19 protein-coding genes, 1 pseudogene and 1 other annotated feature are annotated in these 25,506 nt (G+C 39.6%); of the genes and pseudogenes, 4 read left to right on the top strand and 16 right to left on the bottom strand.

What is annotated here, in order from left to right; genetic code table 11:
- Both ACYSNQ_RS12200 and ACYSNQ_RS12195 read right to left on the bottom strand, forming a co-directional pair.
- On the bottom strand, window positions 1-969 hold the full coding sequence (locus tag ACYSNQ_RS12200) for a sugar phosphate isomerase/epimerase family protein (RefSeq protein WP_426083726.1): 969 nt from the start codon (window positions 967-969) through the stop codon (window positions 1-3).
- 109 nt (window positions 970-1,078) lie between these two features.
- Window positions 1,079-2,152, bottom strand: coding sequence for a Gfo/Idh/MocA family protein (locus ACYSNQ_RS12195; RefSeq protein ID WP_426083724.1), 1,074 nt, complete (start codon window positions 2,150-2,152; stop codon window positions 1,079-1,081).
- A gap of 149 nt (window positions 2,153-2,301) precedes the next feature.
- On the opposite strand from ACYSNQ_RS12195, the gene ACYSNQ_RS12190 reads away from it, so the two are divergent.
- Window positions 2,302-3,180, top strand: a complete 879-nt coding sequence (locus tag ACYSNQ_RS12190; RefSeq protein WP_426083722.1) for an AraC family transcriptional regulator — start codon at window positions 2,302-2,304, stop codon at window positions 3,178-3,180.
- Between the two features lie 94 nt (window positions 3,181-3,274).
- On the opposite strand, the gene ACYSNQ_RS12185 is transcribed toward ACYSNQ_RS12190, so the two are convergent.
- From ACYSNQ_RS12185 to metE, 9 genes are all read right to left on the bottom strand, one after another.
- Window positions 3,275-3,736, bottom strand: coding sequence for a hypothetical protein (locus tag ACYSNQ_RS12185; RefSeq protein ID WP_426083720.1), 462 nt, complete (start codon window positions 3,734-3,736; stop codon window positions 3,275-3,277).
- 56 nt (window positions 3,737-3,792) lie between these two features.
- On the bottom strand, window positions 3,793-4,686 hold the full coding sequence (locus tag ACYSNQ_RS12180) for a ParA family protein (RefSeq protein ID WP_426083718.1): 894 nt from the start codon (window positions 4,684-4,686) through the stop codon (window positions 3,793-3,795).
- A 430-nt stretch (window positions 4,687-5,116) separates the two neighbouring features.
- Window positions 5,117-5,476 (bottom strand): hypothetical protein, encoded by a 360-nt coding sequence (locus ACYSNQ_RS12175; protein WP_426083716.1) that lies wholly within the window; start codon window positions 5,474-5,476, stop codon window positions 5,117-5,119.
- A gap of 282 nt (window positions 5,477-5,758) precedes the next feature.
- Window positions 5,759-12,907, bottom strand: a complete 7,149-nt coding sequence (locus tag ACYSNQ_RS12170) for a SpaA isopeptide-forming pilin-related protein (protein ID WP_426083714.1) — start codon at window positions 12,905-12,907, stop codon at window positions 5,759-5,761.
- 362 nt (window positions 12,908-13,269) lie between these two features.
- Complete coding sequence (msrA, locus tag ACYSNQ_RS12165; protein ID WP_426083712.1) at window positions 13,270-14,115, bottom strand: peptide-methionine (S)-S-oxide reductase MsrA; 846 nt, start codon at window positions 14,113-14,115, stop codon at window positions 13,270-13,272.
- Between the two features lie 300 nt (window positions 14,116-14,415).
- On the bottom strand, window positions 14,416-15,387 hold the full coding sequence (locus ACYSNQ_RS12160) for a diaminopimelate dehydrogenase (RefSeq protein ID WP_426083710.1): 972 nt from the start codon (window positions 15,385-15,387) through the stop codon (window positions 14,416-14,418).
- Window positions 15,388-15,569: 182 nt separating this feature from the next.
- Window positions 15,570-16,142 (bottom strand): GrpB family protein, encoded by a 573-nt coding sequence (locus ACYSNQ_RS12155; protein WP_426083708.1) that lies wholly within the window; start codon window positions 16,140-16,142, stop codon window positions 15,570-15,572.
- A gap of 150 nt (window positions 16,143-16,292) precedes the next feature.
- Window positions 16,293-17,183: a methylenetetrahydrofolate reductase [NAD(P)H] gene (gene metF / locus ACYSNQ_RS12150; protein WP_426083706.1), complete on the bottom strand. Its 891-nt coding sequence runs from the start codon at window positions 17,181-17,183 to the stop codon at window positions 16,293-16,295.
- On the bottom strand, window positions 17,164-19,446 hold the full coding sequence (gene metE, locus ACYSNQ_RS12145; protein WP_426083704.1) for a 5-methyltetrahydropteroyltriglutamate--homocysteine S-methyltransferase: 2,283 nt from the start codon (window positions 19,444-19,446) through the stop codon (window positions 17,164-17,166). Before metE ends, metF begins: the two co-directional genes overlap by 20 nt.
- Window positions 19,447-19,617: 171 nt before the next feature.
- Window positions 19,618-19,864: a binding site (T-box leader), on the top strand.
- Between the two features lie 100 nt (window positions 19,865-19,964).
- Between metE and ACYSNQ_RS12140 the strand changes: the two genes are divergently transcribed.
- On the top strand, window positions 19,965-20,885 hold the full coding sequence (locus ACYSNQ_RS12140) for a LysR family transcriptional regulator (RefSeq protein WP_426083900.1): 921 nt from the start codon (window positions 19,965-19,967) through the stop codon (window positions 20,883-20,885).
- 386 nt (window positions 20,886-21,271) lie between these two features.
- On the opposite strand, the gene ACYSNQ_RS12135 is transcribed toward ACYSNQ_RS12140, so the two are convergent.
- The 4 genes from ACYSNQ_RS12135 to ACYSNQ_RS12120 all read right to left on the bottom strand — a co-directional run bounded on the left by ACYSNQ_RS12135 (window position 21,272) and on the right by ACYSNQ_RS12120 (window position 23,069).
- Window positions 21,272-21,391, bottom strand: coding sequence for a putative holin-like toxin (locus ACYSNQ_RS12135; RefSeq protein WP_426083702.1), 120 nt, complete (start codon window positions 21,389-21,391; stop codon window positions 21,272-21,274).
- Between the two features lie 231 nt (window positions 21,392-21,622).
- Window positions 21,623-21,817 (bottom strand): SMI1/KNR4 family protein, encoded by a 195-nt coding sequence (locus ACYSNQ_RS12130; RefSeq protein ID WP_426083700.1) that lies wholly within the window; start codon window positions 21,815-21,817, stop codon window positions 21,623-21,625.
- Window positions 21,818-21,890: 73 nt separating this feature from the next.
- Window positions 21,891-21,995, bottom strand: a complete 105-nt coding sequence (locus ACYSNQ_RS12125; protein ID WP_426083898.1) for an SMI1/KNR4 family protein — start codon at window positions 21,993-21,995, stop codon at window positions 21,891-21,893.
- Window positions 21,996-22,283: 288 nt separating this feature from the next.
- Window positions 22,284-23,069, bottom strand: a complete 786-nt coding sequence (locus ACYSNQ_RS12120; protein WP_426083697.1) for an SDR family oxidoreductase — start codon at window positions 23,067-23,069, stop codon at window positions 22,284-22,286.
- A 107-nt stretch (window positions 23,070-23,176) separates the two neighbouring features.
- Here ACYSNQ_RS12120 and ACYSNQ_RS12115 point away from each other — a divergent pair, with 107 nt between their 5' ends.
- Window positions 23,177-23,731, top strand: a complete 555-nt coding sequence (locus ACYSNQ_RS12115) for a TetR/AcrR family transcriptional regulator (protein WP_426083695.1) — start codon at window positions 23,177-23,179, stop codon at window positions 23,729-23,731.
- A 259-nt stretch (window positions 23,732-23,990) separates the two neighbouring features.
- Window positions 23,991-25,207 (top strand): annotated as a pseudogene (locus ACYSNQ_RS12110) (IS110 family RNA-guided transposase).
- 212 nt (window positions 25,208-25,419) lie between these two features.
- Here the strand turns inward: ACYSNQ_RS12110 and ACYSNQ_RS12105 are convergent.
- Window positions 25,420-25,500 carry an IS3 family transposase gene (locus ACYSNQ_RS12105; protein ID WP_426081163.1) on the bottom strand — a complete coding sequence of 27 codons (81 nt, stop codon included), beginning with the start codon at window positions 25,498-25,500 and terminating at the stop codon, window positions 25,420-25,422.
- Window positions 25,501-25,506: the final 6 nt, after the last annotated feature.

Below are 25,506 nucleotides of genomic sequence, written 5' to 3'. Positions count from 1 at the left end.
TTACGCCCACCACAAATCGGTTGGCTGTTCTTTAATCATAATCGATTTCAAATTTGTTACGGCCCGGCTCAATCCTTCATCGATAGACATGATTGGATCTTCATGTTCAATACTCAATACATAGTCATAGCCATAAATCCGCAATGCTGAAATAATATCGGACCAAACTTTTAAATCGTGTCCACAGCCTACGGAACGAAACGTCCACGCACGGGTTGCCACACTACTATACGGCTGCATATCTGTTAAGCCATACATGTTAATATTGTCTTGATCCAAATAGGTATCTTTTGCATGGAAATGATGAATTGCCTTTTCTTTACCCAAAATCTTGATGGCTGCTACTGGATCAATCCCCTGCCACCACAAATGACTAGGATCTAAATTACAGCCAATGGCTTTTCCAGCAGCATCACGCAGTTTCAGCATTGTATACGGAGTATGAGCTAGAAAGCCTCCATGAAGCTCAATTCCGATTTTAATACCAGCTGTTTCCGCTTCCTGATTAATGTCTTTCCAGTAAGGGATCAGTTTTTTTTCCCATTGATAATTATAATTATCGTCATATTCCGTTGGCCAAGGCAAAACAGGCCAGTTTACCTGCGTATCTGTCGGATTCCCCCCAGAGACACCGGAAAATCCGTTTACTACTGGAACGTTCATTAGACTAGCCAATTTGATGGTTTTTCTCAACAGCTCATCAGCTTCTACTGCCACTGCTTTTACTGGTGATATAGGGTTATGATGACAGCTCAACGCAGAAATTTCTAAGCCTTTGTCCTTTAGTTTAGTTAAATATTCTTTCCGCTCCTGACTGCTGGCCAACAGTTTATCTATGTCCAGATGAGCAGCTCCCGGTGAGCCGCCTGTTCCTATTTCTACCGTTTCTAACCCATAGTCAGCCACCTTTTTAATCATTTCCTCAAAGCTTAATTGATTAAACAACGGAGTAAAAACACCTAATTTCATAGTTGTACATTCCTTTCTTTGTTAACTTAGTTGGTTATTTCATCGCCTTACGGGTAAATGTTTTCCTTAATCCAACAAATATAGTACGAGAATCAGCTGAACCGCATGTCTATAAATAAACAGGCTGACCCGTTTTCGATGATTCGTAGATAGCTTCCAAAATTTCAGTTACCACAAGTGCTTCCTCTGGTTTCACCACAGGTTCCGTATCATTCAGAATTGCTTCAATCCACGAGCGTGCCTCGGCGACCTCCGGCCGATCCTCTGTCCCGTCATAAAAGTCGACGCCACCGGTCTGCAGCTCAATTTTCTTCTCATACAAAAGGCTGTGATCTTCTCCGTTAATGGTCAATCCGTCATTCATATCTGCGCCAGCTTTAGTACCACAAAGTGTCGTTTTTGCTTCTTTTACATCTAAAGAGTTCAATGCCCAGCTGGCTTCTAAAAAGATTGTTGCACCGTTTTCCATCGTTATGAAGCCAAAAGCAGAATCTTCTACTGAAAATTGCTCTGGATCCCATGCGCCCCAAGCATTAGCGGCATCTCTAGTCTCAGCCAATTTATGGTAGGCTTTACCAACTACATATTTGGGTTGGTAGTTATTCATCATCCAGAGGGTCAAATCCAACGCATGGGTACCGATATCAATCAATGGTCCACCCCCCTGTGCTTCTTCATCAAGAAATACGCCCCATGTGGGAACAGCCCTGCGGCGAATAGCGTGAGCCTTCCCAAAATAAATATCTCCCAAAGCTCCTTCCCGACAAACTTCCTGAAGATAGCGTGAATCCGTACGGAAGCGGTTTTGATAACCAATCGTTAATTTTTTTCCTGTTTTTTTAGCTGCTTCCAGCATATTACGTGCTTGCTCGGAAGTCTTTGCCATCGGTTTTTCACACATCACATGATTGTCCGCTTTCAGAGCAGCAATTGTGATTTCTTCATGAGAGCTGTTTGGAGTACACACATGAACTACATCCAGTTCTTCTTTCTCCAGCATTTCTTTATAATCAGTATAGACACCTGCTGAAGGGGAGCCAAATCCAGTTTTTGCTTGTTCAGCACGCTCAAATTGAAGATCACAAAATGCTGTCATCTCTACGCTCTCAATCTCCGCTAATGCAGGCATATGCTTGCCATTGGCAATTCCGCCACAGCCAATAATTCCAACTTTTAAAGTCATAACCAGTCCTCCTGTAACCGCTTTTATTGTTTTTATATACCTAGTATAAACAAACTATTTTAAAGATTCTTCCCTCTTAACCGTCAAAAAATTCCCGAATTTTGTTCTATTTAAATTTATTTAGTTTATACTAAGAACAGGAGGTGCTTATGAGCCTATATTTAGAAATCCCGGAATTTGATTCCACTCTTTTATTCCGTACCTTTATTAATTACGGCTGGGAAATTACCTACCCCCATTGGCATAAAGAAATAGAATTTATCTATTGCCTCAAGGGAACAGTTAACCTTGGCGCCGATGAAAAAATCATCACATTACAAGAAGGAGAGCTTTACTTTTTCCCCAGTGCCCAGCCTCATTTTTTTCTAGCTTCTCCTGACAGTGAGCGTATTGTTTTTCAGTATGATTTGAAAATCTTTCAGGAAAATACCAGCCGCCAAACAAATGAACGCTCTCTTTTTCAGCTCTATGAACAAGTTGCTAATCATAGCAATGAGTGGCCGACAGCAACCCGCAAAGAAATTATTCAGCTGTTTTTACAGGTTTTCGAGGAATTCAATAAAACAGAAGAAGGCTGGCAGCACGGTATCGTTGGTGCACTTTATCAAATCAATCGTCTCTTTTTTAGTTTGCCTATCGTTCATGCACAAAAGACAACATCAAAAAAATCACTTCGCAGTAAAGAGACCTTGGAGCAATTAAATTTGGCGTTTGAATATATTGAGAAAAATTACAGCCGCGAATTAACATTGGAATCGATTGCTGGAGAGATTGGCTTTAGTCCCAGCTACTTTTCCCGCTTTTTTAAGAAAAGCGTTGGCCAATCATTTTCCAGCTATCTAACCGATTACCGCTTAAACCAAGCAAAATACATACTGGCAACAGAAAGCTTGTCGATGAATGAGGTCGCGGATAAAGCAGGCTTCACCAGCCCTAAAACCTTTCATCATGTTTTTAAGCAGCGTGTGGGCTGCTCTCCGCTAAAGTTTAGAAAGCTGCTGGATCAAAGAGCAGAGACTGTCTTGTGACTATATTTTAGACAAAACAGCCGTCAAGCCTGGTATAGGCTTGACGGCTGTTTCATCATTTTAATACTGAATATTTTCTCGCTAATTGTCAGGACTAATGGGCAATATAATTTTTATAAATTGCCTGACCTCTGGCTTCAGCTCTAAAATGCTGCTCCACGCTTTTAGCGATTCTTGCTTTCGAATCACTGCTCAGAGGGTTTCTTTCAGCTACTGTTACGTACATATTTTCTAATTCTTTTTTTGTATAGCTTTGAAGTATCTCATTAATAGACTTATTTTTAAATAAATAGCGAACTTCATCCACTGTATATAACTTTTGTGGTAGACTTTTTTTTGACTTTGTTTTTGAGCTTTCTTTTGGTTCCTGTATTGATACAATTTTTTTCAATGTAGTTTTATTCACTTTATTTAACAGAGTTAGTATCTGGATGATATCATCTAAATCAAACTTCTTTTGAATTTCAATAATCTGTTCAGTTATCGATTCATCTGTTTTTAGAGTAGCTATTTCAGAAATCAACTCTTCAACCATCCTTTGATTTTTTTCAATCATGAGATCCTTCCTCCTATTTCTATTTGATTATCCATTTTACACAAAAAACAACAATTTTACAACTCGGCAATTCTAGCTAACAACTCTCCAGCTATTTCATCATACGTATCTTTCGATGCTGGAATACTATCTGGGTCATCTGCCGCAATTCCTCTCGTAATATCTACATAGTTATTTGTAAAGTTTTCGAATATGTAAATATCCTGCACTCTATCCATAGCTTGAAGTTCAGTCTGCATTTTTTGAACAATATCCCCATAATCAACCTGCCCTCTAATAAGAGTATAAAAAATACCCAGTAATTGTGGTTCGTTTCCAAAGCAATGTTGAAATAATAAACGATCTTCATGTTTTTCACAGTACCTGCTATAAACTTTTGAAATAGTTCCAATGTAGTGCATGATACCTTGAGAACTAATCGAGTCAACGATTGTAGGTATTAAATAATAATCAGACAGCATAAAAGCACTTTGAGTAATAATACTACTATTTGGAGGACAGTCAATTAAAATATAATCATAATCCTTAACTCTTTTTATTTTATCTATCAATTTTGCCAATATAGAAAAAAACCTTATATCCTTTTCCATGTTCATATTAATCTCATCTAAGCCCAAATCATGTTCATAATATAGACTGGATGCAATATAATCTAAATTTGGCTCATATTCATTAATCAGATGTGTTAAATTAAACTCAATATCTAGATTATATCCTTTACGAATATTTTCTATTGATAAATCAAATACATAATTTAATGTTTGATTTGGGTTTAAATCAGTTAAGGAACGCCCGCATTTCCTAACACAAATTTCACTTAATGAGCTTTGTGGATCTAAATCCATGAGTAGTACTTTCTTTCCTTTCGATTCCAAATGTTTTCCTAATAGAAGTACGCTCGTAGTTTTTCCTACGCCACCTTTGTAGTTTCCAATAAATATCGTTTTCATTAAAATCCCATCCTTTTAAATTATTATATTCTTCAAGTTAGCAGCATTTTCGTAAAAGAATAGATAAAATAAGCAGGCTTTTATATTTCTTATAGATATAAAAATAATACCACAAAAATTAATAATTTAACTAAAAAGAATAAAGGTAGCTATTACATAAAACTAAAGCAATGGTTTTATTTACAAAAAAAAGCGCACTCCGTTATTTTTCTTTCCACCTCTATTACTCATAGAATTGAGAAATATGTATAAATTATTTCGATATAGACAATCTATAAATAACGTCGAACCTGCTGACAATAATTCAAATACGCCTCACCAAACTCTTTTTTGCACCATCGTTCCTCAGACAAAATAATCCAATGGGCGGATATCTGAAAGCAAACTAGGCTAATAAGCAGCACCAGTGACTCGGTTAGGGTGGCACAGCCTAAATAGAAAAAAAGTAGCCAACATACATAGGATTTCTCGAATAATGATACAGTCCGTGTGTTCTAAGTCCCGAATTTTTAGGTCGGGCAAAATTAATTGTAGTAATCAGCAAAAGTAGAATCCCCAGCAGATAAACGACTAGCCCTAGCAAGCTGTTAGGAAACTTGAATGTCAGTTTCAAGAACAATGGGAAAATTAATAATACCAGATTGGCTACCTGATAAATATAGTAGGCTATTCTTTCATTACCTGATAGAGGCGCAAAATAAGCTGCTTCTTTGACTGCTTTAGGATTTAGAACACCTAAAATAGCGAAGCGGATGATTAACAACGGAAGCATTAGGATAAAAGCATTCATTTTTATATCTCTCCTCTTCATTTAGCAATATAATTCCCGTATAGCGGCTTTCCTCAATAAACCCAAACACTATACTCTTACACCTGCCTATTATACCAGTGAATCTTCTATCTCCGTTAAGAATGTTTTCATTCATCACTCCAGAAGTAATGCAGAAGTTGTTCTAACAATCCTATGGGAGTACTAATTCACATTCAAGCCATACCTGCTGTTTTTATACCATGAAAAATAGAAAATGCAGGTCATGGATTCCCTTATAGAACGATGACCTGCATTTCCTATTTATGCTCTTTTTCTGCGAAAGAACAAGTACAGCGCTCCAACAATCACACTTAATCCCATAAAGATAAGCGTAAAGCTCTGACTGTCACCAGCATGAGGCAATGGCGACACGCTGTTCTTCTTACTTACTTGAACTGCTTTAGGTTTTCCTTGAGAAGCAGCCGCAATTGTAAAGCCAACCGGTGAACTATCTTTAAGATAGCCGTTTGGTGCATGGGTTTCTACAAATGTGTAGCTTCCTGGTGCCAAGTTTGCCACCATAATCTGACCAGCAGCATTAGACACTAATCCTTCTTGAAGAACCTTGCCAGTTCCGTCTCTCAGTTCAAAAACTGCTCCTGACAAAACATTTTTTTCATTTTCACGTTCGCGTTTTGTCAGTACAACTGATCCCTCATAATTGATAAAACTACCTAAATTTTTCACTGGCTGTTTATCAGCCTCTGATTCAATTGTAAAGGACAAAGCCTCTGTATTAATTGCAAAACCGTTTGGTGCCTTTGTTTCAACCAATCGATATTCACCAGGACTCAAGCCAGTCGCTTTGACCATTCCATCTTGATCCGAAACTAGAAAATCATAGCCAGGCACAACACTGTTTGTCTGTTCGTTTCGAATTTCGAAAACCGCATCTTTCAACGGCTGCCCTTGTTCGTCTACTTTTTTAAACTGAACCGTTCCTTTAAAATTAGTCAGCTCTAATTGTTTGCCATTGCTGCCAACAACTATTATCAACGGCTGTCCTTCTGCTTCATCAGGTATTTCAAATGTATCCGACGGGTTTGTATTTAGGACATAACCGGAAGGTGCTTTAGTTTCAACAAATCGGTACATACCCGGCGCCAGATTTTTTGCAGTTGCTTGTCCCAAGCTATCCGATTTGATAGCTTCCTGACCAGAAATAGTCTTTCCTTCTTGATTCACTACCTTGAAGAAGGCTCCTGCTATCGGTTTACCCGCTTCATCCATCTTGGTAATCCTGGCACTGCCCTGATAATTGACAGCTGTCAAAGTATCTTCATTCACATCCAATGTTATAGCTTCCGGCTGACCTTGAGCAGTCTCAGGAATAACGAAGTTTTTTAATTCCTGCGTATTCAACAAGTAGCCGTCTGGCGCTTGGGTTTCAACAAAGCGATAGGTTCCTGGTGCTAAGTTCTCTGCTGTGACGAAGCCGTCTGGCTGACTAACTAAGTCAGTTTGCACCGTTTCTCCGCTCAGTCCATCTATTAGTTTGAAATGAGCTCCGCCAAGCGGTTGCTCGTTGCTGTCGGTTTTAAGCAGTTTAGCTGTCCCTTTGTAATTAATTTGCGTTAACAGACCAGATTGATTTTCAGTTACTGTTTCCGGATGACCAGCTGCTGAACTGCTGATAACAAAAGGTACCGATGTGCTGTTTAAAAGATAGCCTGACGGCGCTTTAGTTTCGACAAATTCGTAGCTTCCCGGCGCTAGATTTATTGCGGTTACCCGGCCCTGCTCATCAGATTCCAGAGCCTCATTCCCTCCCACAGGACTTCCAGTGTCAGGATTGTCACCGGATTTAATCACCTTAAATTGCGCACCTGCTAACGGTTGGCCAGTATTATTGGTTTTTATTAATTGCGCACTGCCCAGATAGTTGATAAATGGTTCATCATTTTCACGAGCCGATACTACTTGAGGCTGGCCGTCTGATTCTTGAGAGATACTAAAGGATATTGCTTCCGTGTTGGTAATATATTCGCTGTTCTTCGTTCCAGTTTCTAAAAACTCATAATCTCCGGGAGCCAGTCCTTCGACATAGACCCTACCCTGTTCATCGCTAACCACATGATTAACAACTTCTGTACCATTTTGCTTTTTCAGCAGAACATCAAATTCGGCATCTGCTACTGCTGCTCCTTTTTCATTATGCTTGACGAAAAAAGCAGCTCCTTTGTAATTAATGCCATTCTGATTAAGCTCCATGATTCCCGGATCGCCAATCCCTTCAGCTGGAATCGTGAATGGGATTGTCTTTGTGTCCAAAATGTAGCCAGCGGGTGCAACAGCCTCCTTAAAATAATAACTGCCTGGCTCTAAATCTCCTGCCTGAATATAGCCCTCTTCATTCGAGCTGAAATAGCCTTCTTCATCTGCACCGTAATCAGGAGAAGTAATCTGCTGCTCAACTCCGTTTTCAACCTCGAACAAATGATAACGTGCATTAGCTAAAGGCACCTGATCGCTACTGTCCGAAAGTTTATCCTGACCAAGTTTAGTGAAGCGCACAATCCCTTTATAGTTTTTAAACGGAACTGCCTCTTCATAAACCAGCTTATCTTCCGGCTGGTTAATTACTGCGTTGTCGTTAGAAGATCCAGCGGTACTCACCGGCATGGTGAATTTTAGAATTGTATCGTTCAAAACATATCCCTGAGGCGCCTCAATTTCTTTTAGTCCATATTGTGTTCCAGGGGAAAGATTTTCAACAATAAGCTTCCCGTCGGCTCCAGAAATAATAGTGATTGGAGAATCTGAATCATCCAAAACAGGCTGATTTTGCCCATCCAGTAATTCAAATTCGGCATTTGGCAGCGGCGTATCTTTATTATCAGTTTTCATAAAGGAAGCAGTTCCCTTATAGTTTACTAATCCTGAAGCTCCATTTACTGATGTCTGAATCGTTTCAGGCCGCTCACTAGCAAAAAGCCCTACAGTAAAATCAACAGGGGTTGTATTTAGATAATAACCTTCAGCAGGAGCTGTCTCAATCAACCGATATAAGCCTGGACCTAAATAGTCTACAAAAACAACGCCATCTTGCCCGTTACGAGTCGTACTCACGATAGCTGAACGAACATCGCTATATTCGGAGCTGCCGTAATCAGCACGCTGCAGCTTAAATTCAGCACCATTTAATCCTTGACCATCTTCATTTGTTTTCAGCAGCTGAGCTGAGGCTTGGTAGTTAACAAAATCAAGTGAGTTAACCTCAGTCATACCGTTATTAATAAATACGCCCCGCTGTCCATTGGCTTTTTTAGCCACTGTAAATGGCAGGGGTTTATTATTTAGTAAATAGTTATCTCCTGGTACTACTTCAGCCAACTCATAATTCCCGTCTTTCAATCCGGACAGGAAAAATCCGGCATCTGTTGAACGTACTGGGGGATATTCATTAAAAGGAACCATTTGTCCATTAACTTCATGATTCAAGCGGAAAAGAGCGCCGACAACTGGTAACCCAAGTTCATTCTTCTTATTTACATGAAGCGTTACCCGCTCATTAAGAACTGGTGTAACAGCACCCAAAGCAGATGTAGCAGCATCTACTGTAATTTCTTGTCCATTGAGAAGCTCCTCACTAATAGTATAGCCGTCTGGTGCTTCCACTTCTTTTAATAAATAAACAAATGGATTATTTCCGGTTTTCTGTGTATAAACCAGATTGGAAAATACTGCTTTTCCGCTCTCATCGGTTGTTACCTCATAAAGAACTTTATCTGCCGGCCCATTACTTGTTAAATAGTGTCGAATTAATTGTAATTTGGCTCCTGGTAAAACACTACCGAAAGTGTCTGTTTTCTGAATGGTCAAGCTGCCTTTCACTCCCCAGGCAACACCGGTACTGGTTTCAATCTTGACCTGTTTATTCGAGGTTGAAGGAGGTCCGACCGTTTCTCCCCCTTCACTAACTAATTTCGCTGTATTAGATACTGTTTCAGTTTGAGCAGAAAAATTAGGCGTAGTGGTGTATTCTACAAGATAGGGCTGCTCGATGACACCCGCAGCGGCTCCATTTCCTTCCTCGATATTATCAAAAACAACTGCCAGTTCTTCACTCCCAGTCGTATTATCTGTTTCAAGCCTGATTGTATATTGACTGCTTGGCACCAAAGCCCCTTTAGTTATCGAACCATTCGCTGCAACGTTTCCTCTGTAGACCCGAACAGATTGTTCATTAACAGTCTGATTAGAAGAGGGGTTATCAACTAATGTTGGACGCAGCAAGGCTGACTGGCTTCTATTGACCCAGATATCCCAGGTTATCAGCCCGGACGCTGCATCATACGCAGCGGATTTATTTACTTCTTCTCCTGCGTATGCAATAGAGACATCCGCTGGCAGATTCTCTTCTTTATCACCAATAAATACTTTCCCAATATTATGGTAAGTTGCCGCATTATTAACAATTTGCCCTTTTAGACTAGTTTTAAACGTCAGCTGAAAAACCATAGGTGTATCTCCCGGCAGCTGGCTTTGATCCCAGCCTGGAATTGGGATGCTTTTGCCAAAATCAACTGTTAATGGGACATTCGCACTCGGCGATGTATACGAAATATATGGCTTTTCAACCTGCTCTCCAGAATAAAGAGGATTTGTTGTAGCTGAAAATCTGCCTTGAGGATTAATATTTCCTCGAACAATCGACAATGAACCATCAACAAACTGCTGATTCCCCGTGATTGAATCCAAAAAGCCAAACGCGGCAACACCCACATTGTTGTAATTAGCTACAACCGTCCAAGTAATCTCTTTAGTCAGCGGATTATAGCTGCCGGACTTCGTGCCCTGATTGGCCTCTTCCGTACTAGCTGTAAAACCATTCGTGCTGTCGCTGTGATAGTTTTTACCGTCAGTTGTCCAGTCAATGCCTACTCTATTGGAGAACGTATAGGTAGGGGTTTCAACCCCTTTTGAAACGTCATACCAAGTATAGTAGCTCATTTTAAAGGAATCTGTGGTGGAGGCATACTTTCCTTTCAGTGTCACTGTAAAGTAATCATAGTTCGCCCCAGATGAGTGTGTCGTGAAATCATAATCAACGCCGCTCACCAGAACTTCCCCATTTTGATTTACCAGTCTTACGCCATAGCTTGTCGGCACGCCTACAGTTGTATACGGCAACGAAATATAGCCTTCGGTTGCCCCGTTAACGGTATCCCGGATTACCGCGTTCTCAATTTGATACCTATTTTTGTTAATATCTATTGTCCAATGGGCAACCTTTGGTCCTCTATCAACAACCGGTTTATTCTTGATAATTGTCTGTTGTTTAGGAGTCTCAGTAATGGGTGCTGGGGGAGTGATGCCATTTGATGAAATATTATTCGTTATCTTGGTGCTTCCATTATCTGACACAACATCTGTTACCTTTGTTGTATAGTAAATATTGACTGCCTGATTTTTTTGAACATTATCATTAAAAGTAATGGAAAACGTATGGTTTGCTTCATCTCTAGCAATCGTATACGCATTTTCCGGCACTGGATTGCCTTTCTGAGGATTGCCGTTTTTATCAAAGTTCACATAATAAAGGACAGGATCACTGGAACCACTCGTTAAATTGTTAGGGTTTCCGGATGTTAGCACCATATTTCCAGAATAGGTATCTGTTATCGGTACCCCTATAGGAATATCCTTTTGACCATAATTGTATTGAACTGTCCAATCATAAGTCTGTCCGACATTATGATAAGCAGTCATTTTTTTCTCAAGAAATTTTCCATAATTCAAGCTCACAGAAGCCGATGCTGGTGTATCAGCCAATCCTTCTGCCTTCAATGTCGCTTTGTTGGTCACTGTCAGACTACCGCCATTCACAGGCTTGGCAGCATCGTTAATAGTCGTTTCGTATACCAGTCGGTAAGCACTGCTGATATCTGATAGAAAAGTTACATTTCCAGCCGAATCTACAGAATAATCAGAGCTGCTTAAAGGCATTGTTCCTACAGAAGCCACTGTGCCGTCAAAGTTCAGCTGAATTGGATAGATTGCTACAGATTGATAAGTAACCTGACTAGGAAATGCTTCCGTAACTGAGGCATTTTTTAAAGCTGAAAGGTCTTTGTTAATGTCTACATTCCAAGTGATTTTTGAAGGGTTTTTCGCCCGGTCACTATTTCCGCTTTTACTGATAGAATCAGTATTCTTTGGATGGATGACCACTGTAAAAGGTGGGATTTGACTTTCAATTGGATAATGGAATGTCTTTGTCCCCGGTGTAGTGATAACCTGGGAATCAAAATGAGCTGTATAATTCACTTGACCAGCTGATGCTGGTAAAAAATCACCATTCGTATTTTGTGTAAAAGTAATCTTTAGTGTATTGGTTACTGGATCAATTTGATACTCGCCATACTTTTCATTTCCATTATCCGGATCCGTTAAATCTCCTGACTGCAAACTAGTTACATCAATGCCTGCCGGCAACGGCAGTTCATAATAATCACCGGCCTGAAGCTCATCCTGAATAATCGGCGGCAGCTGAAAGTTTAGCTGAAAATGAATATCCGAGTCAATCGTTGCCGGATCCGGCTCAAAGGCTGTATCGATGGAACGAACAAAGTTTTCACCCGGTGCCAGCTGACTGAACAGCTCTGCGACATTGACCGCTGCACGACGAGTATCCTTGGCTTTCATCTCATTGGGTAACTGATTAACACTGGTATCTTCTGTTGTTTCTGTCTTTGTCTCTTCTGCCACAGAAGAATTTGCCTCTGAAGAACTGGTTGTCGTGGACGCTTCAGGCTGTTCCAATAAATTTTCAGGAATGTTCAACTGAAACGGTTCTTGTCCTTCACTAATAATCGATAATACCTGATTCTCATTTTCAGTGTATACTCCCGTGAACTCCAAGTAAAATCCTGTTTCTCCTAGAGTGGGATTCGTTATTATCAGCTGGATAACAGACTCCTGATTTTGTTCGTCTTTCTGCAGCTGATACGTGCCGATTACTTCGCCAGCAGCATTGTGTACAGCACCTCGCAGCAGTCCATTTTCAAAAGGCTGCGGGATAAAATCCGCAGCTACAGTTATAGTTGGAATCCTGCCGTCAAGGTCGTTAATCAATAACTCACCAGCTATTTTCAATGTTAGAAGCTGCTGCGTTTTATTCTCAGACTGTTCTAAGCTCTTGTTGATAGATGTTTTTGCAATAACACGTAATTCATTTGCTTTAGCAGGCTCTGAACTGCTGCTTGATGTAGAGCTTTCACTTTCCGAACTAATAGCTGTTGTAGCTGAGGTTGAAACTGGCGGTTCCTCATCAGAGCTTGTGGAAACAGCTGTCTGTGACGATTCCACGGCAACCTCTTCACTAGATTCTACGGCTAAGCTTGCAACCGGCACGAAAAAAGGCACCATCAGACTCAGTACCATCAAACCATGAAGTATTTTTTTCATTGTAATCTCCCCCATACTAAAAGCTATTCTTAGCTTCATTATAAGCATTGCGAGGCTGTTTCATCAATTCATACGTCTTACACAATATTCAATTCTAATCTGTTTAAAAGAAAATGCCTCAATCCTTGTTCCCCCTAAAATAACTTTAACGACTTATATTTTTATCTCATCATTTTAATGCTTAAACAATTATCCTGCTGTTCATAAATGAATGAAAAATAAGCAAGTTTGGCGTATTCAACTTTCCAACCTCACTATTAACAGTTTCTTTCTGTCCGCAATATTCTTTAAGTCCAATCTATTATTAAGTCATTACTGATCGTCTACCTTGCCATCAAATCAGCTTTGCAAATAGATTTTCCTCAGTCATGACCTGTTTTATTTTTTGCTTCTCTCCTTATTCGAAGCCTACTCTTCAACTGCTGATAGCGTAAAAACTGATTCCGGGCACGCTTGATTCGTTTATACCTCTTCGGTTGTTTCTTATAGAATTCCTGATGATAATTTTCCGCTGGCCAAAAGGTAGCGGCTGGCTTAATTTCAGTAATAATTGGTTTTTGGTACCTGCCAGAATCGCTCAATGATTGCTTTGATTGCTCTGCAATTTTTCTTTGCGCTTCATCTTGCACAAAAATAACTGGCCGATACTGACTTCCCCGATCCTGAAACTGTCCCAGCGCATCGGTTGGGTCTGTAATTTGCCAATATAAATCAATTAAACTTTGATAGCTGATTAGCCGTGTATCAAAAATAATTTCCACGGCTTCAACATGTCCAGTGTAGCCGCCGTGAACTTGATCGTAAGTAGGGTGGGAAACCGTTCCGCCTGTATAGCCAGACAAAATAGATATAACGCCAGGTTTCTTTTCAAATGGCTCTACCATACACCAGAAACAGCCTCCTGCAAAAATTGCCCGTTCCTGATACGCTTGATCTACTTCCAAATGTTTTAAAGGTATCCCATTCTCGTGGATTACTGATTCACCAGTAATTTTCAAATAGAAATCCGCGACATCCGGCGTCAGATTATTTCTGAGCGCAAGAGGGCGCAGCTCTCCCTCCAGCTTGTCTAATTGATTTTTTAAATTAGCTGTATCTTCTATCGAATTTTTAGCAGCAACCAGCAGCGAACGTTCCCACTCCCGTGTCCCCGGGTTCACTATGAGATTGTAGATATCACTGATTAGCTCTTCTTGAGAAGCTTCCATCTCAATCCCTCCTCCAAGCTAGTTTTGATACACTAATCATTTAAAAGAAAAGACAGGGTTCCTCTTGGAAAGGGTCTGTACTATCTCTTAAAATTCATCTGCAATTTATCATATTTTTGTTGCTTAAGCGAGTAACTGGTTTTGAAAAAAATCTTTTTCAAAATTTTTTAAAGCCTTACCTCAATAAGTATCATTGATAAGCGTTCAATGACTTGCTTTGGATAAAAAAAACAAATACTCGAAGAAATGAACACTTCAAGTATTTGTTCTAATTCATAATTAAACTTTTTTACCCCTAGTCTACAACAGCTCTTTCCGCAAAATATCAGCGGCAATCGGCGAAAGATATTTCGGTGCAATATCCAGTACCGTAAAGGCACCAAACTGCTGCTCTTTGGCTAAACGAACGCAGGCTCTGGCATACGCAACAAGAACACTGGCTGTAAATTCAGGATTACTATCTAAATGCAGATTATACTCAACGACTTGCTTGGTTCCCTCGTGAGTGCTTCCTGTATGAAGCACCGTACCACCGTGAGGCATTGCTTTATGGTTTTGGTTTAGCTCTTCCTGAGAAACGAAATGAACCTCTGTATTATAATCAGCAAAATAGTTTGGCATTGCTACAATTTCAGCTCGAATCCCTTCACTATCCGCCCCTTCCTCCAGCACAACAAAGCATTCTCTAAAATGCTTGTCTCTGGTCGTCAGCTCCAGCGTTTCTCCAGCCTTTAATTTTTCAATAACTTCACTATTGGGAATCGTATACTGTGTCGCATCTACAACACCTGAGATTCTTCTTAATGCATCAGAATGCCCCTGACTAACACCTTTTCCCCAAAATGTATAGGTCTGACCAACAGGTAGGATACTTTGGGCGTAAAGCCGATTCAGACTAAATAATCCTGGGTCCCAACCGGTGGAAATAACTGAAACAGTCTGATTCTCTTTTGCTGCCTGATTCACTTTTTCAAAGTGCTCAGGAATTTTAGCATGTGTGTCAAAGCTGTCCACTGTATTGAAGCGCTTAGTAATTTCCGGCGTTTGCTCAGGCAAATCAGTAGCTGAACCGCCGCATAGAATACAAACATCTATTTCATCTTTTTTCTTCTGCAGCTCATCCATCGGATAAACTGCTGCCCCTTCCGCCGGAACAGCTTCAGGTGCTCTTCTAGTAAAAATCCCGACTAGTTTCATATCCGGATTTTGTTTTAACGAACGTTCAACTCCCCGTCCCAAATTCCCATAACCAATAATCGCCACTCTAATCATTCCTATTCACTCCTAACCATCATTTCTTAAAATTATACTATAAGTAGCCGTCGAAAAATGAAAAAAATCTCATTTTATAAAAAAACGGCTTCTTTCACTAGAAACTATTTGAAAACTATCGAAGAGACACGTTTTCAGACAATCCTGATTAAACATGGGTATTTCCCGATGTTATCCTCTATTTAATCAGAAACCTCATCGTTTTTTTCAGCTTTAGCAATCTCAGTCCATTTTTTGACAAACTCGCCCTTTTTATCGGAATAGGTATTCCGGTCGTATTTATATTTTTTACTTAATTCCGTTTTTAACCTTTCATACTCTAGAGCAATCTTTTGATGGTTGTTTAGATAATCCCTGAAGAAAACTTCATCGTTATCTCCCTGATAGCGCAAATGGACATGATAAGCCTTTTCCTCAACCCCCTTATTTGTATAGCCTCTATTTAAGGAAATCCTACGTTCAGCTTCTGACATAATAATAAAATTATTCTCCGCCAACCCTTCTGCAATTTCTTTAATATCGCTTTCCGGCGTTAATTCTACTACCACATCTATAATGTTCTTCGCCTGAATATTTTTTATTGCAGTGCTCCCTATGTGGGTAATCGCATAAAGATTTTGACTGGGAATCAGCTGTAACAGCTCTTCTTCAATCTCGGTATACCACTTTGACCATGCTGTATTTTGTTCGACCAGCGAAATTGGGAACAACTGCCACAATTCCTCTAAGCTCATTTCTGAAAGCTCCTTGACCACAATCAACACCCCTGTCTTTTTAGATGGCTCTTTATCAATGATTTATTCATTTTACGGAATAACTAATTCAATTATACAACGCCAGCATAAAAAACATTACTAAAGCTGAAAGAAGCCAGCTTTAGTAATGTCCAGCAATCAAATTGCTAGTTATAAGATAGACACCTTTTCCTGATTTGTTGTTGACTCAAATAAGGAATGGGTAGCCGTATAAATACTGCGGGCAATTCCAGCCTGATTCATTGTATAAAGATGAATGCCCGACACTCCCTGAGTGACCAAGTCAACAATCTGATCAATCGCATAGGCTAGACCAGCATCTCTCAAAGCCACTGGATTATCTGCATATTTTTCTAAAATCGCCAGAAATTTTTGGGGCAGCTGAACGCTTGCAGTCCGTACGATACGTTCTGCCTGACGCTTATTGACCACAGGCATAATCCCTGCCAAGATTGGTACCTCAATCCCCGCCAGCCAACACTTCTCCTGAAACTGATAAAACAGCTCATTGTCAAAAAACAGTTGCGTAATCAGTTGGTCTGCACCCGCATTTACTTTTTCTCTCAAATGCTGGATGTCTTCAAGGGTATTTGACGATTCCGGATGCCTTTCCGGGTAACAAGCAGCCGATATAGAGAAGCTCTGATCCCACTCTTTGATATAAGCAATCAAATCCCCAGCATAACGAAAATCAGTACTTCTGGGAATTTCCGGATAAAGATCCCCACGCAAGGCTAAGATACTCTGAATCCCTTTTTGATGAAGATCCCCTAAAATCTGATTGACTTCTGCTTTACTCGAATAGGCTGCACTTAAATGTACAATACTAGGTACTTGATGCTTTTTTTGAATATGAGTAGCTATTTTCACGGTGCTTTCCTTTAAAGAAAGCTGTTTATTGCTACAGGTTACACTAATAAAATCGGGACGCAAATCCTCCATCTGGCTCAGGGAAGTATATAATCCCGCCATCGTTGCTTTAGACGACGGCGGAAACACTTCAAAGGATAGGCTGGCTTTTTTATTCTCTAACCGTTTCATAGACAAGAGCCTCCCTCACTTGAACTGCTGCACGAGTCAGATTTTCCAAGCTTGCAAAAGTTTCTTTTTCTCCTCTTGTCTTTAGTCCGCAGTCGGGATTAATCCATAGCTTCTCTACAGAAATCTTTTCCAACAGGATTTTAATTGTCTTTTCCAACTCAGCTACAGACGGAACTCTTGGTGAATGAATATCATAAACCCCTGGTCCGACAGCTGTCTGAAAATGATGAGCATTCAAGGCATCTAATAATGATAAATTTGAACGAGAAGCTTCAAAGGAAATTACATCGGCATCCATCTGATCGATGGCAGGTAAAATATCTGCAAATTCGCTATAGCACATATGCGTATGAATCTGCGTCTGCGGGGCAACCTTGCTATGAACCAGTCGAAATGCTGGTATGGCCCAATCCAAATATTCCTGATACCAGTCGCTTTTTCTAAGGGGCAGCTTTTCTCTCAAAGCAGCTTCATCAATCTGAATAATCTTAATGCCATTAGCCTCTAAATCCAGCACTTCCTCTTGAATCGCCAAAGCAATCTGCAGCGTGGATTCTTTGATGGAAATATCTTCTCTTGGAAACGACCAATTCAGAATCGTCACAGGTCCTGTCAGCATTCCCTTCACAGGCTTAGTTGTCAAACCCTGAGCGAACACAGACCAGTCAACAGTAATCGGACGTTTACGGGAAACATCTCCCCAGATAATCGGCGGTTTCACACAACGAGTACCATAGGATTGTACCCAGGCATTTTTAGAAAAGAGAAAGCCTTCCAAATTTTCACCAAAGTATTCTACCATGTCATTTCGTTCAAATTCTCCATGAACCAAAACGTCCAGTCCAATCTCTTCTTGAAAAGCCACACAGTCGGCAATTTTTTCCTTCAAGAACTCACGATAATCCGACTGACTAATTTGATTTTTCTTAAATCGTGCCCGTGTTGCTTTAACCTCTCTAGTCTGGGGAAAAGAGCCGATTGTTGTTGTTGGTAAAACAGGTAAGCTCAACGCCTGTTTCTGAACAACTGCCCGCTCCTCAAATAACGGCTGTCGCTGAAAATCCTCCGCTGCCAAGCCAGCTATTTTATGTGTCAGCAGCTGGTTTTCTATCACTCTCTTCTTTTGGAAAAGCACTTGATTATTTTTATAACGTTCATTCGCAGAAGCATCCGCTGATAGACTAGAAATCACTGCCAAATCAGTTAGCTCGGTCAGTTTTTCCTTGGCAAATGAAAAATGCTGGGCTACTTCAAGCGGAAATTCTTCCTGCTCCACTGAAAAAGGCACATGAAGCAAGGAACAGGAAGTCGAAAGAACAACTTGCTCCTTCGGCAAAACGTTCAGTAAATCAGCTGTTTGCTGATAGTCATTTCGCCAAATATTTTTTCCGTTCACAACCCCGGCAAACAACTGCTTATTCTGCGGAAACCCTAAAGCTGCAATTAAATCAGCTGTCTGTTTTCCTTCCACAAAATCCAGTCCAATCCCTTCAACATTCAAAGCTAATATATCTCCATAAATATCACGGACATCACCAAAATAAGTTTGCAGTAAAAGCTTGATAGTCCTTGGCTCTAAGGTTAACTCATGGTAGATATGCAAGAATAGCTCACGGTCTGCTTCAGATAAATCTTTTACTAGATAAGGTTCATCCAGCTGCAGCCATTGTGCAGTATGCTCATTCAGTGTCCTAATTATCTCTTTGTATGCGGCAATCAGCGCTGCCAGATGCTCCTGTTCTGTTGTATCTTTAAATTCTGCCAGTTTAATTAAGGTGAATGGCCCTAAAATAACAGGTCTTGTTTCAATACCAAGCTCCTTGGCTTCTGTATATTCATCAAAAATCTTTGTTCCGGCAAGCTTAACTTCGGTATCTTTTTCAAATTCCGGCGTCAAATAATGATAGTTGGTGTTAAACCATTTTTTCATTGGCAGAGCAGTCACATCTCCTGCGTCTCCCTGATAACCTCTAGCCAATGCGAAATACGTATCTAATGGAGAAAGCTTTAACTCCTGATATCTCTTGGGAATAATATTCAACAGAACAGCAGTGTCCAGCGTTGTATCATAAAAAGAAAAATCATTACTCGGAATCAAGTGTATTCCTGTTTCTTTCAGCAGATTCCAATGCATTCGCTTCAGCTGCTTTCCTTTTCCCACTAATGCTTCCTGTGTGCTGTCTCCTCGGAAATAGCTTTCTGTTGCAGCTTTTAATTCACGGTTCTCTCCAATTCTTGGAAATCCAACGACCGTTGTTTTCATGGAATCGCCTCCTAAGTAGTTATGAGAGAAACTTTACCACAGAATAAAAGGAATTGACTAACTGTTAATTTCTATAAGAGCTTATAAAATTAAACTATAACAAAATAATGAGAAAATTATTAGGAAATCGTTTGACAGAAGGAAAAATCTTGGTTATAGTATAGAACAATATACAATGCGCAGAAAAGAAAAGTACAATCAGAAGAACAGCGGCAGAGAGCTCCGGCAGGTGAAAAGGGGTGCGGGATTCGATTGGAAGATGGTCTTTGAGCATTCAGTAGTGAGCCTAAGTGCAAGCAGCTGACGGTGGTGCCCGTTATCGCAACGCAGTATCTGCATTCATGCTTGTACTGGCTAAGGTCATTATTGTGAGGTAATGATAATCAAAGGTGGTAACACGAAATTATTCGTCCTTTTTCTCTATAGAAAAAGGGTGTTTTTTATTTACTTAAAGAGAGGGCTGAATGCATCAGATTTTACCAAAGTATTCAGTCAATTCCCCAAGAAAGGAGCAGACCATGCGCATACAACAACTAGAATATCTGGAAAAAATTGCTGAAACAGGATCAATCAACGAAGCAGCGAAAAGCTTATTTTTATCACAGCCAACGCTGTCAAATGCAATCAAGGAGTTGGAAAGCGAGATGGGTATTTGTCTCCTTCATCGTAGCAAACTGGGTGTCTCTTTAACTGAAGAAGGACGAGAATTCCTTTCTTATGCCAAGCAGATTATTGATCAGGTGGACTTATTGGAAAAACGATACAAGCAGACAGCTAAACGGGTTTCTCGCCTGTCGATTTCCTCTCAGCATTACGCCTTTTCAGTTCATGCTTTTGTTGAATTCATTCAAGCTTACGAAGACAACAGCTATCAATTTACATTACGGGAAACAGAAACACAAAATATTCTTGAGGATGTCGCCGGTTTTCGCAGCGAGATTGGCATATTATTTTTGACTGATTTTAACCGGCGCGTGCTGGAAAATCTATTTGAAGAAAAAAATCTGGTTTTTTCTTCACTGTTTTATGCTAAACCTCATATCTTTATCAGCAAAGACAATCCATTGGCCTCGAAAACCTCGGTTGCTTTGGAAGAACTGGATGATCTGCCCTACCTCTCCTTTGAACAGGGCAACAGCAATTCCTTTTATTTTGCGGAAGAAATCCTGAGCACCCGCTCCTATAAAAAGCACATTAAAGTCAGCGACCGGGCTACGATTTTCAATCTAATGGTCGGGCTAAACGGCTATACCTTCAGCTCTGGAATCATCAGTTGGGAGCTCAACGATGATAGTATCGTTGCTATCCCACTGGATATTCCCGACCGCATTGAAATCGGCTGGATTAAAAGCCAGCGCAGTCAACTGTCAACCTTAGGCGAACACTATCTTGATACACTGAAAAAACATATCAGAGACTACGGTTTCGCTACAGGTTAAGCGGGAAAAAGAATAATCTGTGATAATTGCGTTTGATTAACCACAAATCATTAACAATGTTAGCTGATACCTGCAAGGGATAACGAGCAGACTATCTATCAACAAACTTTTATAAGAGCTAATTGTTCTAAACCATCGTTAACCTTTTTAGTAGTTAGCTTTTTTGATGCATCACTTTTTAACCACAGTCTTCATCGGCAATAATAGGACAAAGAGCAGGTTTTAAAGAAAGAATCTCTTTAACAGCTGTATAAAAATTTGTACAACCAATGATTATCTATGCTATAATACAAATGAAAAGAGAGATATGCGCTAACATCTCTCTCTTTAGTAGAACCGCTTAAGGCGGCAGCAAGATATTTGGGTTAAAGAAACCGCAGAACTCGCTAAAGTCTGTCTGCGGTTTTTCTTTTTGTCTTTTTAAGCAAATCAACAACCAAACGTACTAATGCAATAGTAAACATACTAAAGCTAATTAGTAGCTGAATTGTCTCAAGCGCTGACAAAACGGCTTTCTCCTTTCATAGATTTAGTACTTACATTCATAAGCACCACCTCCTTCAGAAGCAGCCACCGCCACAAACTTTTCTACCTAGCCATCACATCACATAAAGATATGTTTACAGTACATTGATAAAGTTATTTTTTGGAGCATTCTTCAGCAAATCCTTTATCTTCATTCAAGAATCGACACCTTTCTTTTCTGGAATCATCGGCATTCTTTTATAATATGATATCTACTCAAATAAATTAGTAAAAGTATTACAGATAGGGGAAATAGCTCTTTCAAGCTCTCCTCCACCTGCCACTTCATAATCCCCAAAAACGACGATTTGATTATCTCCAGAACGATAATCAAAACAAATCATATTTCCGCCTGGATCTCTTCCAAATGGTAAAATACCTGGAACAAGTCTATCCGAAACATCCACTAAGTTATCTACAATGTTATTCTAGGGATCTGGATTAAAACAAAAAAGTTTGTTAAACATTTTTTCCAGCATTTCATGTGAATATATGTAAGTCGGGATAACCTCCATTATTGTCTAGAACTACTTCAACATAGTCTTTTGGAAATATCACTTTAACTTGTTCTTCAACTAGACGAATGTCATGAATAGTTATTTTTCCATCTGTGTTATGCCACGAATTAGTATTTGACTTACAAATACCTCCCTAATTTCCTCATTCTCTTGCTCCACCTTTTATTATTAACTTTCCATCAAAGTATCCTTTTGCAAAATAATTAATATCTTTTAAATTGGTGTATTCTTTATATTCGATTACATAAGATTTTAAGTCTTTTGTTGTCAGTATACCCATTTTAACAGTATCACGTTCAGTGAACAGAGCATATCTGTATAATGGCTATTTCTTGGATTTTTCTATGAGTTCTTTTCACAAGCCTTTTGGAAATGCTTGCTTAAGTGATTCTTTCGCCATTATTGTCTCCATTTTATTTTGACTAACCTGTCCCATTAGATGTAGTTGTTTTGCTGCACCGGCATTGACTCGTTTCTTATTTTTTTCCATCCCTTTAAGGGCAGCTTTGACTAATGCATCTAAGCTCATATTCCCAAATGTCCCTGAAAGATTTCCGTCCTGTAAACCTATTTCCGCAACCAATGGTGGAACAAGTTCCATTACATGTATAAACTCTTTTTTTGCGTAATTCAACTGATTACGTAAAGCACTCGTATACATTTGAACCCCTGACTTGGAAGCAGAATAAGTGGGGTGCGCCGCTGAACTTAAATATGCTAACCCAGATGATATGTTTACAATCATTGCCTCTTCTTGCTTCATTAATTGAGATAAAAAAAGTTGGTTAACAGCGATTGTTCCAATAAGATTGATTTCAATATCGCTTAGCAAATTCTCTAATGGCAAATCAGGATTTAATAAGTTATGACTGTTCATAACTCCAGCAGAATTGATTATAATGTTTAAGTTTGGTAAATAGTTCATTAACCATTCTTTTAGCTTAATCAATGATGAGAGGTTTGTTACATCTCCTTTAAACGTCAAAATATCAGGATATTTTTCTTGTACCATTGTTAATTTTTCTTCGCTTCGACCTAGGACTGCTACATTGTTTCCCTTTTCTGTTAATTTTTTTGCTAATGCTAATCCTATACCAGATGTCCCACCGGTAATCAAGATACTATTTTGGGTCATATTCATGAAACACAGATCCTTCCAGTTACACTTTTTATTTTTTGTAACTATTTAAGAATAAACAAAAAAGTTATATAAATCAAATTATGTAACTCATATGTTATACTGTTCTTATGAAAACAATTAATCAAGCACTCATACTAAAGACTGCTGAGCAGTTGATTGAAAAACATGGGATGAAGAAAACATCTCTCTCTCAAGTAGCTAAACAGTTAGGAGTTAGCCACGCAGCACTATATAAATATTTTGAAAACAAAGAAGATTTATGGACTTCCTTAGCTTTTGGATGGTTACGTGATATTTTGGCAGACGTACTCCAATTTGATTCTAATGGCTACGAATCAAAATTAGATTTATTACATGATTGGCTCTGGATACTAACAATTAGTAAAAAACGAGCATATGATTCCAATAAAAAAATGTTTACTCTTTATACGACCTATATTGACAACAATCCGGCTACTTTAAGTGAACATACTTCTGAATTAGTAGCTACGGTCTCAGAGTTACTGGGTTATTCCAATATAGAAGTCCTCAAAAGTGTTTTAGAAGTTTTTGCGGTCTTCTCCGCACCTTCCTTTGCAAATACATGGGACATAAATCTACACGAACGATTTGAAAATGTTTGGAATCTCATACGACCTGGACTTTCTGAATTATTAAACTGAAAAACATACTAAGATTAGTGGGTAAGGTATTCGACGGAATATCTTACCCACTATTTTCTATTTATAGCGTATAGTGAGGGTGAAAGGAAGCTCGAACAAAACCTCAAGGACCACGAGTCCGAAATATAAACCGAGCTCCTTCACTATCCTTTTAGAATCAGGTTTAAGTATGTTGGGACTTCGAGTCCGTGTAAAGGAAAGTAGAATCGGAAGGAATCAGTGAAGGTCTTTCAATAAAAAAGAAAAGGAGAAGAAAACAATGACAGTTATTCTAGCTCTTGATGTATCAAAAGGAGAAAGCTACAAAGTGCTCTATCATGGGACTCGTTGTTTATCGGAAGGGAAAATCCAACATAATCAAGTTGGTTTCCAACAGTTGCTTCAAGAAATCAATGCGCTGTCCGAAACACCCGAAATTGTTTTTGAAGCGACGGGTGTCTACTCTCGTCCTTTAGAAAAATTCTGTCAGGACAATCAGTTGTCCTACTGCCTCTTGAATCCTTTGGAAGCAAAAAAACAGATGGAGGAAGGTTCCCTACGTAGCTGGAAAACCGATAAAATCGATGCACACAAACTCGCTCAAACACACCAAAAAAATCAACGAGAAGTAAAACAGCACCAGCAGGTGCCTTATCTTAAACTACGTGATCTTTCACGCTTTTATCAAGAGATAGAAGGAAAAATCAGCCAAGTTCGTATGGATCTTCACAACGGACTTCAATCGACATTCCCTGAACTGGAGCTGTTTTTTTCTAGTCGTATCACACCTTACGCTCTATCGTTGATTGAACTGTTTCCTCATCCGGTGTTCGTTCTCGCTTCCAGTCGAACGAAAATCAAGAACCGTTTAATGAAAACGACCAGAAAACGAATCTCCGAAAACAGGGCTTGGCAGAAAGCCGACCAGATTTTAGACTATGCGACCAACTCTTATCCTGCCGTAGAAGCGGACAGTATCCATTGTCAGAAAGTTGCTTACTATGCCAAACTTCTTCAAGACCTATTAGAACAAAAGGAACAAATAATGGCGCAGATGATTGAAGTCGCTCAGTCTCTTGAAGCGTTTGAATTATTTCAGAGTATTCCGGGTATCGGCGCGCCAACGGCGGCTCTTCTACTTGGAGAGCTAGGAGATATTCGACGGTTCTCTACTTCCAACAAACTGAATGCATTTGTCGGGATTGATATTCGGCGTTTTCAGTCTGGAAAGTATAGGGGGAAGGATCACATTAATAAAAGAGGAAACCCAAAGGGACGCAAGATTCTCTACTTCACCATTCGAAACATGATTCGTCAGCAGCACGCAGCCTCCAATCACATCGTTGATTATTATTACAAACTAAAAAACAACCCCTCCTAAAAAAGGAAAAGGTTGCCACAGTTGCCTGTATAAACAAGCTCCTGAAGTGTATGCATTCCATGGTTAGGAACCATACAAGATACGCGTATGCGTATACGGTCTCCAACGACCAATAAGGACGAATCCTTATACCATAATTATATCACAGCCTAGGTAAAAATTTTAGCGATTCACCTAGGTTATTTAGTTTACTCTTCATTGGACTAGTTCTCGTTTAACGATGATCTACAAAAATTATTTTTCTATTTTCCTCTTGACTAATCGTAGGAAATGAGGTTGTGACAGAAGGGCACTGACCCCCAAAAGTGAGAGGGCAAAAGAGAGGCGATTAAACGGTCTGTTTTCGATAGGCTATCGGTGATAGATAACCCAACTTCCGTTGAATTCTATGGGTATTATAATTCTTAATGTAATT

The sequence above is a fragment of the Enterococcus sp. LJL51 genome (assembly GCF_054871795.1).
The sequence above is the reverse complement of the archived record's forward strand: the minus strand, read 5'-3'. Positions and strand labels throughout refer to the sequence as shown.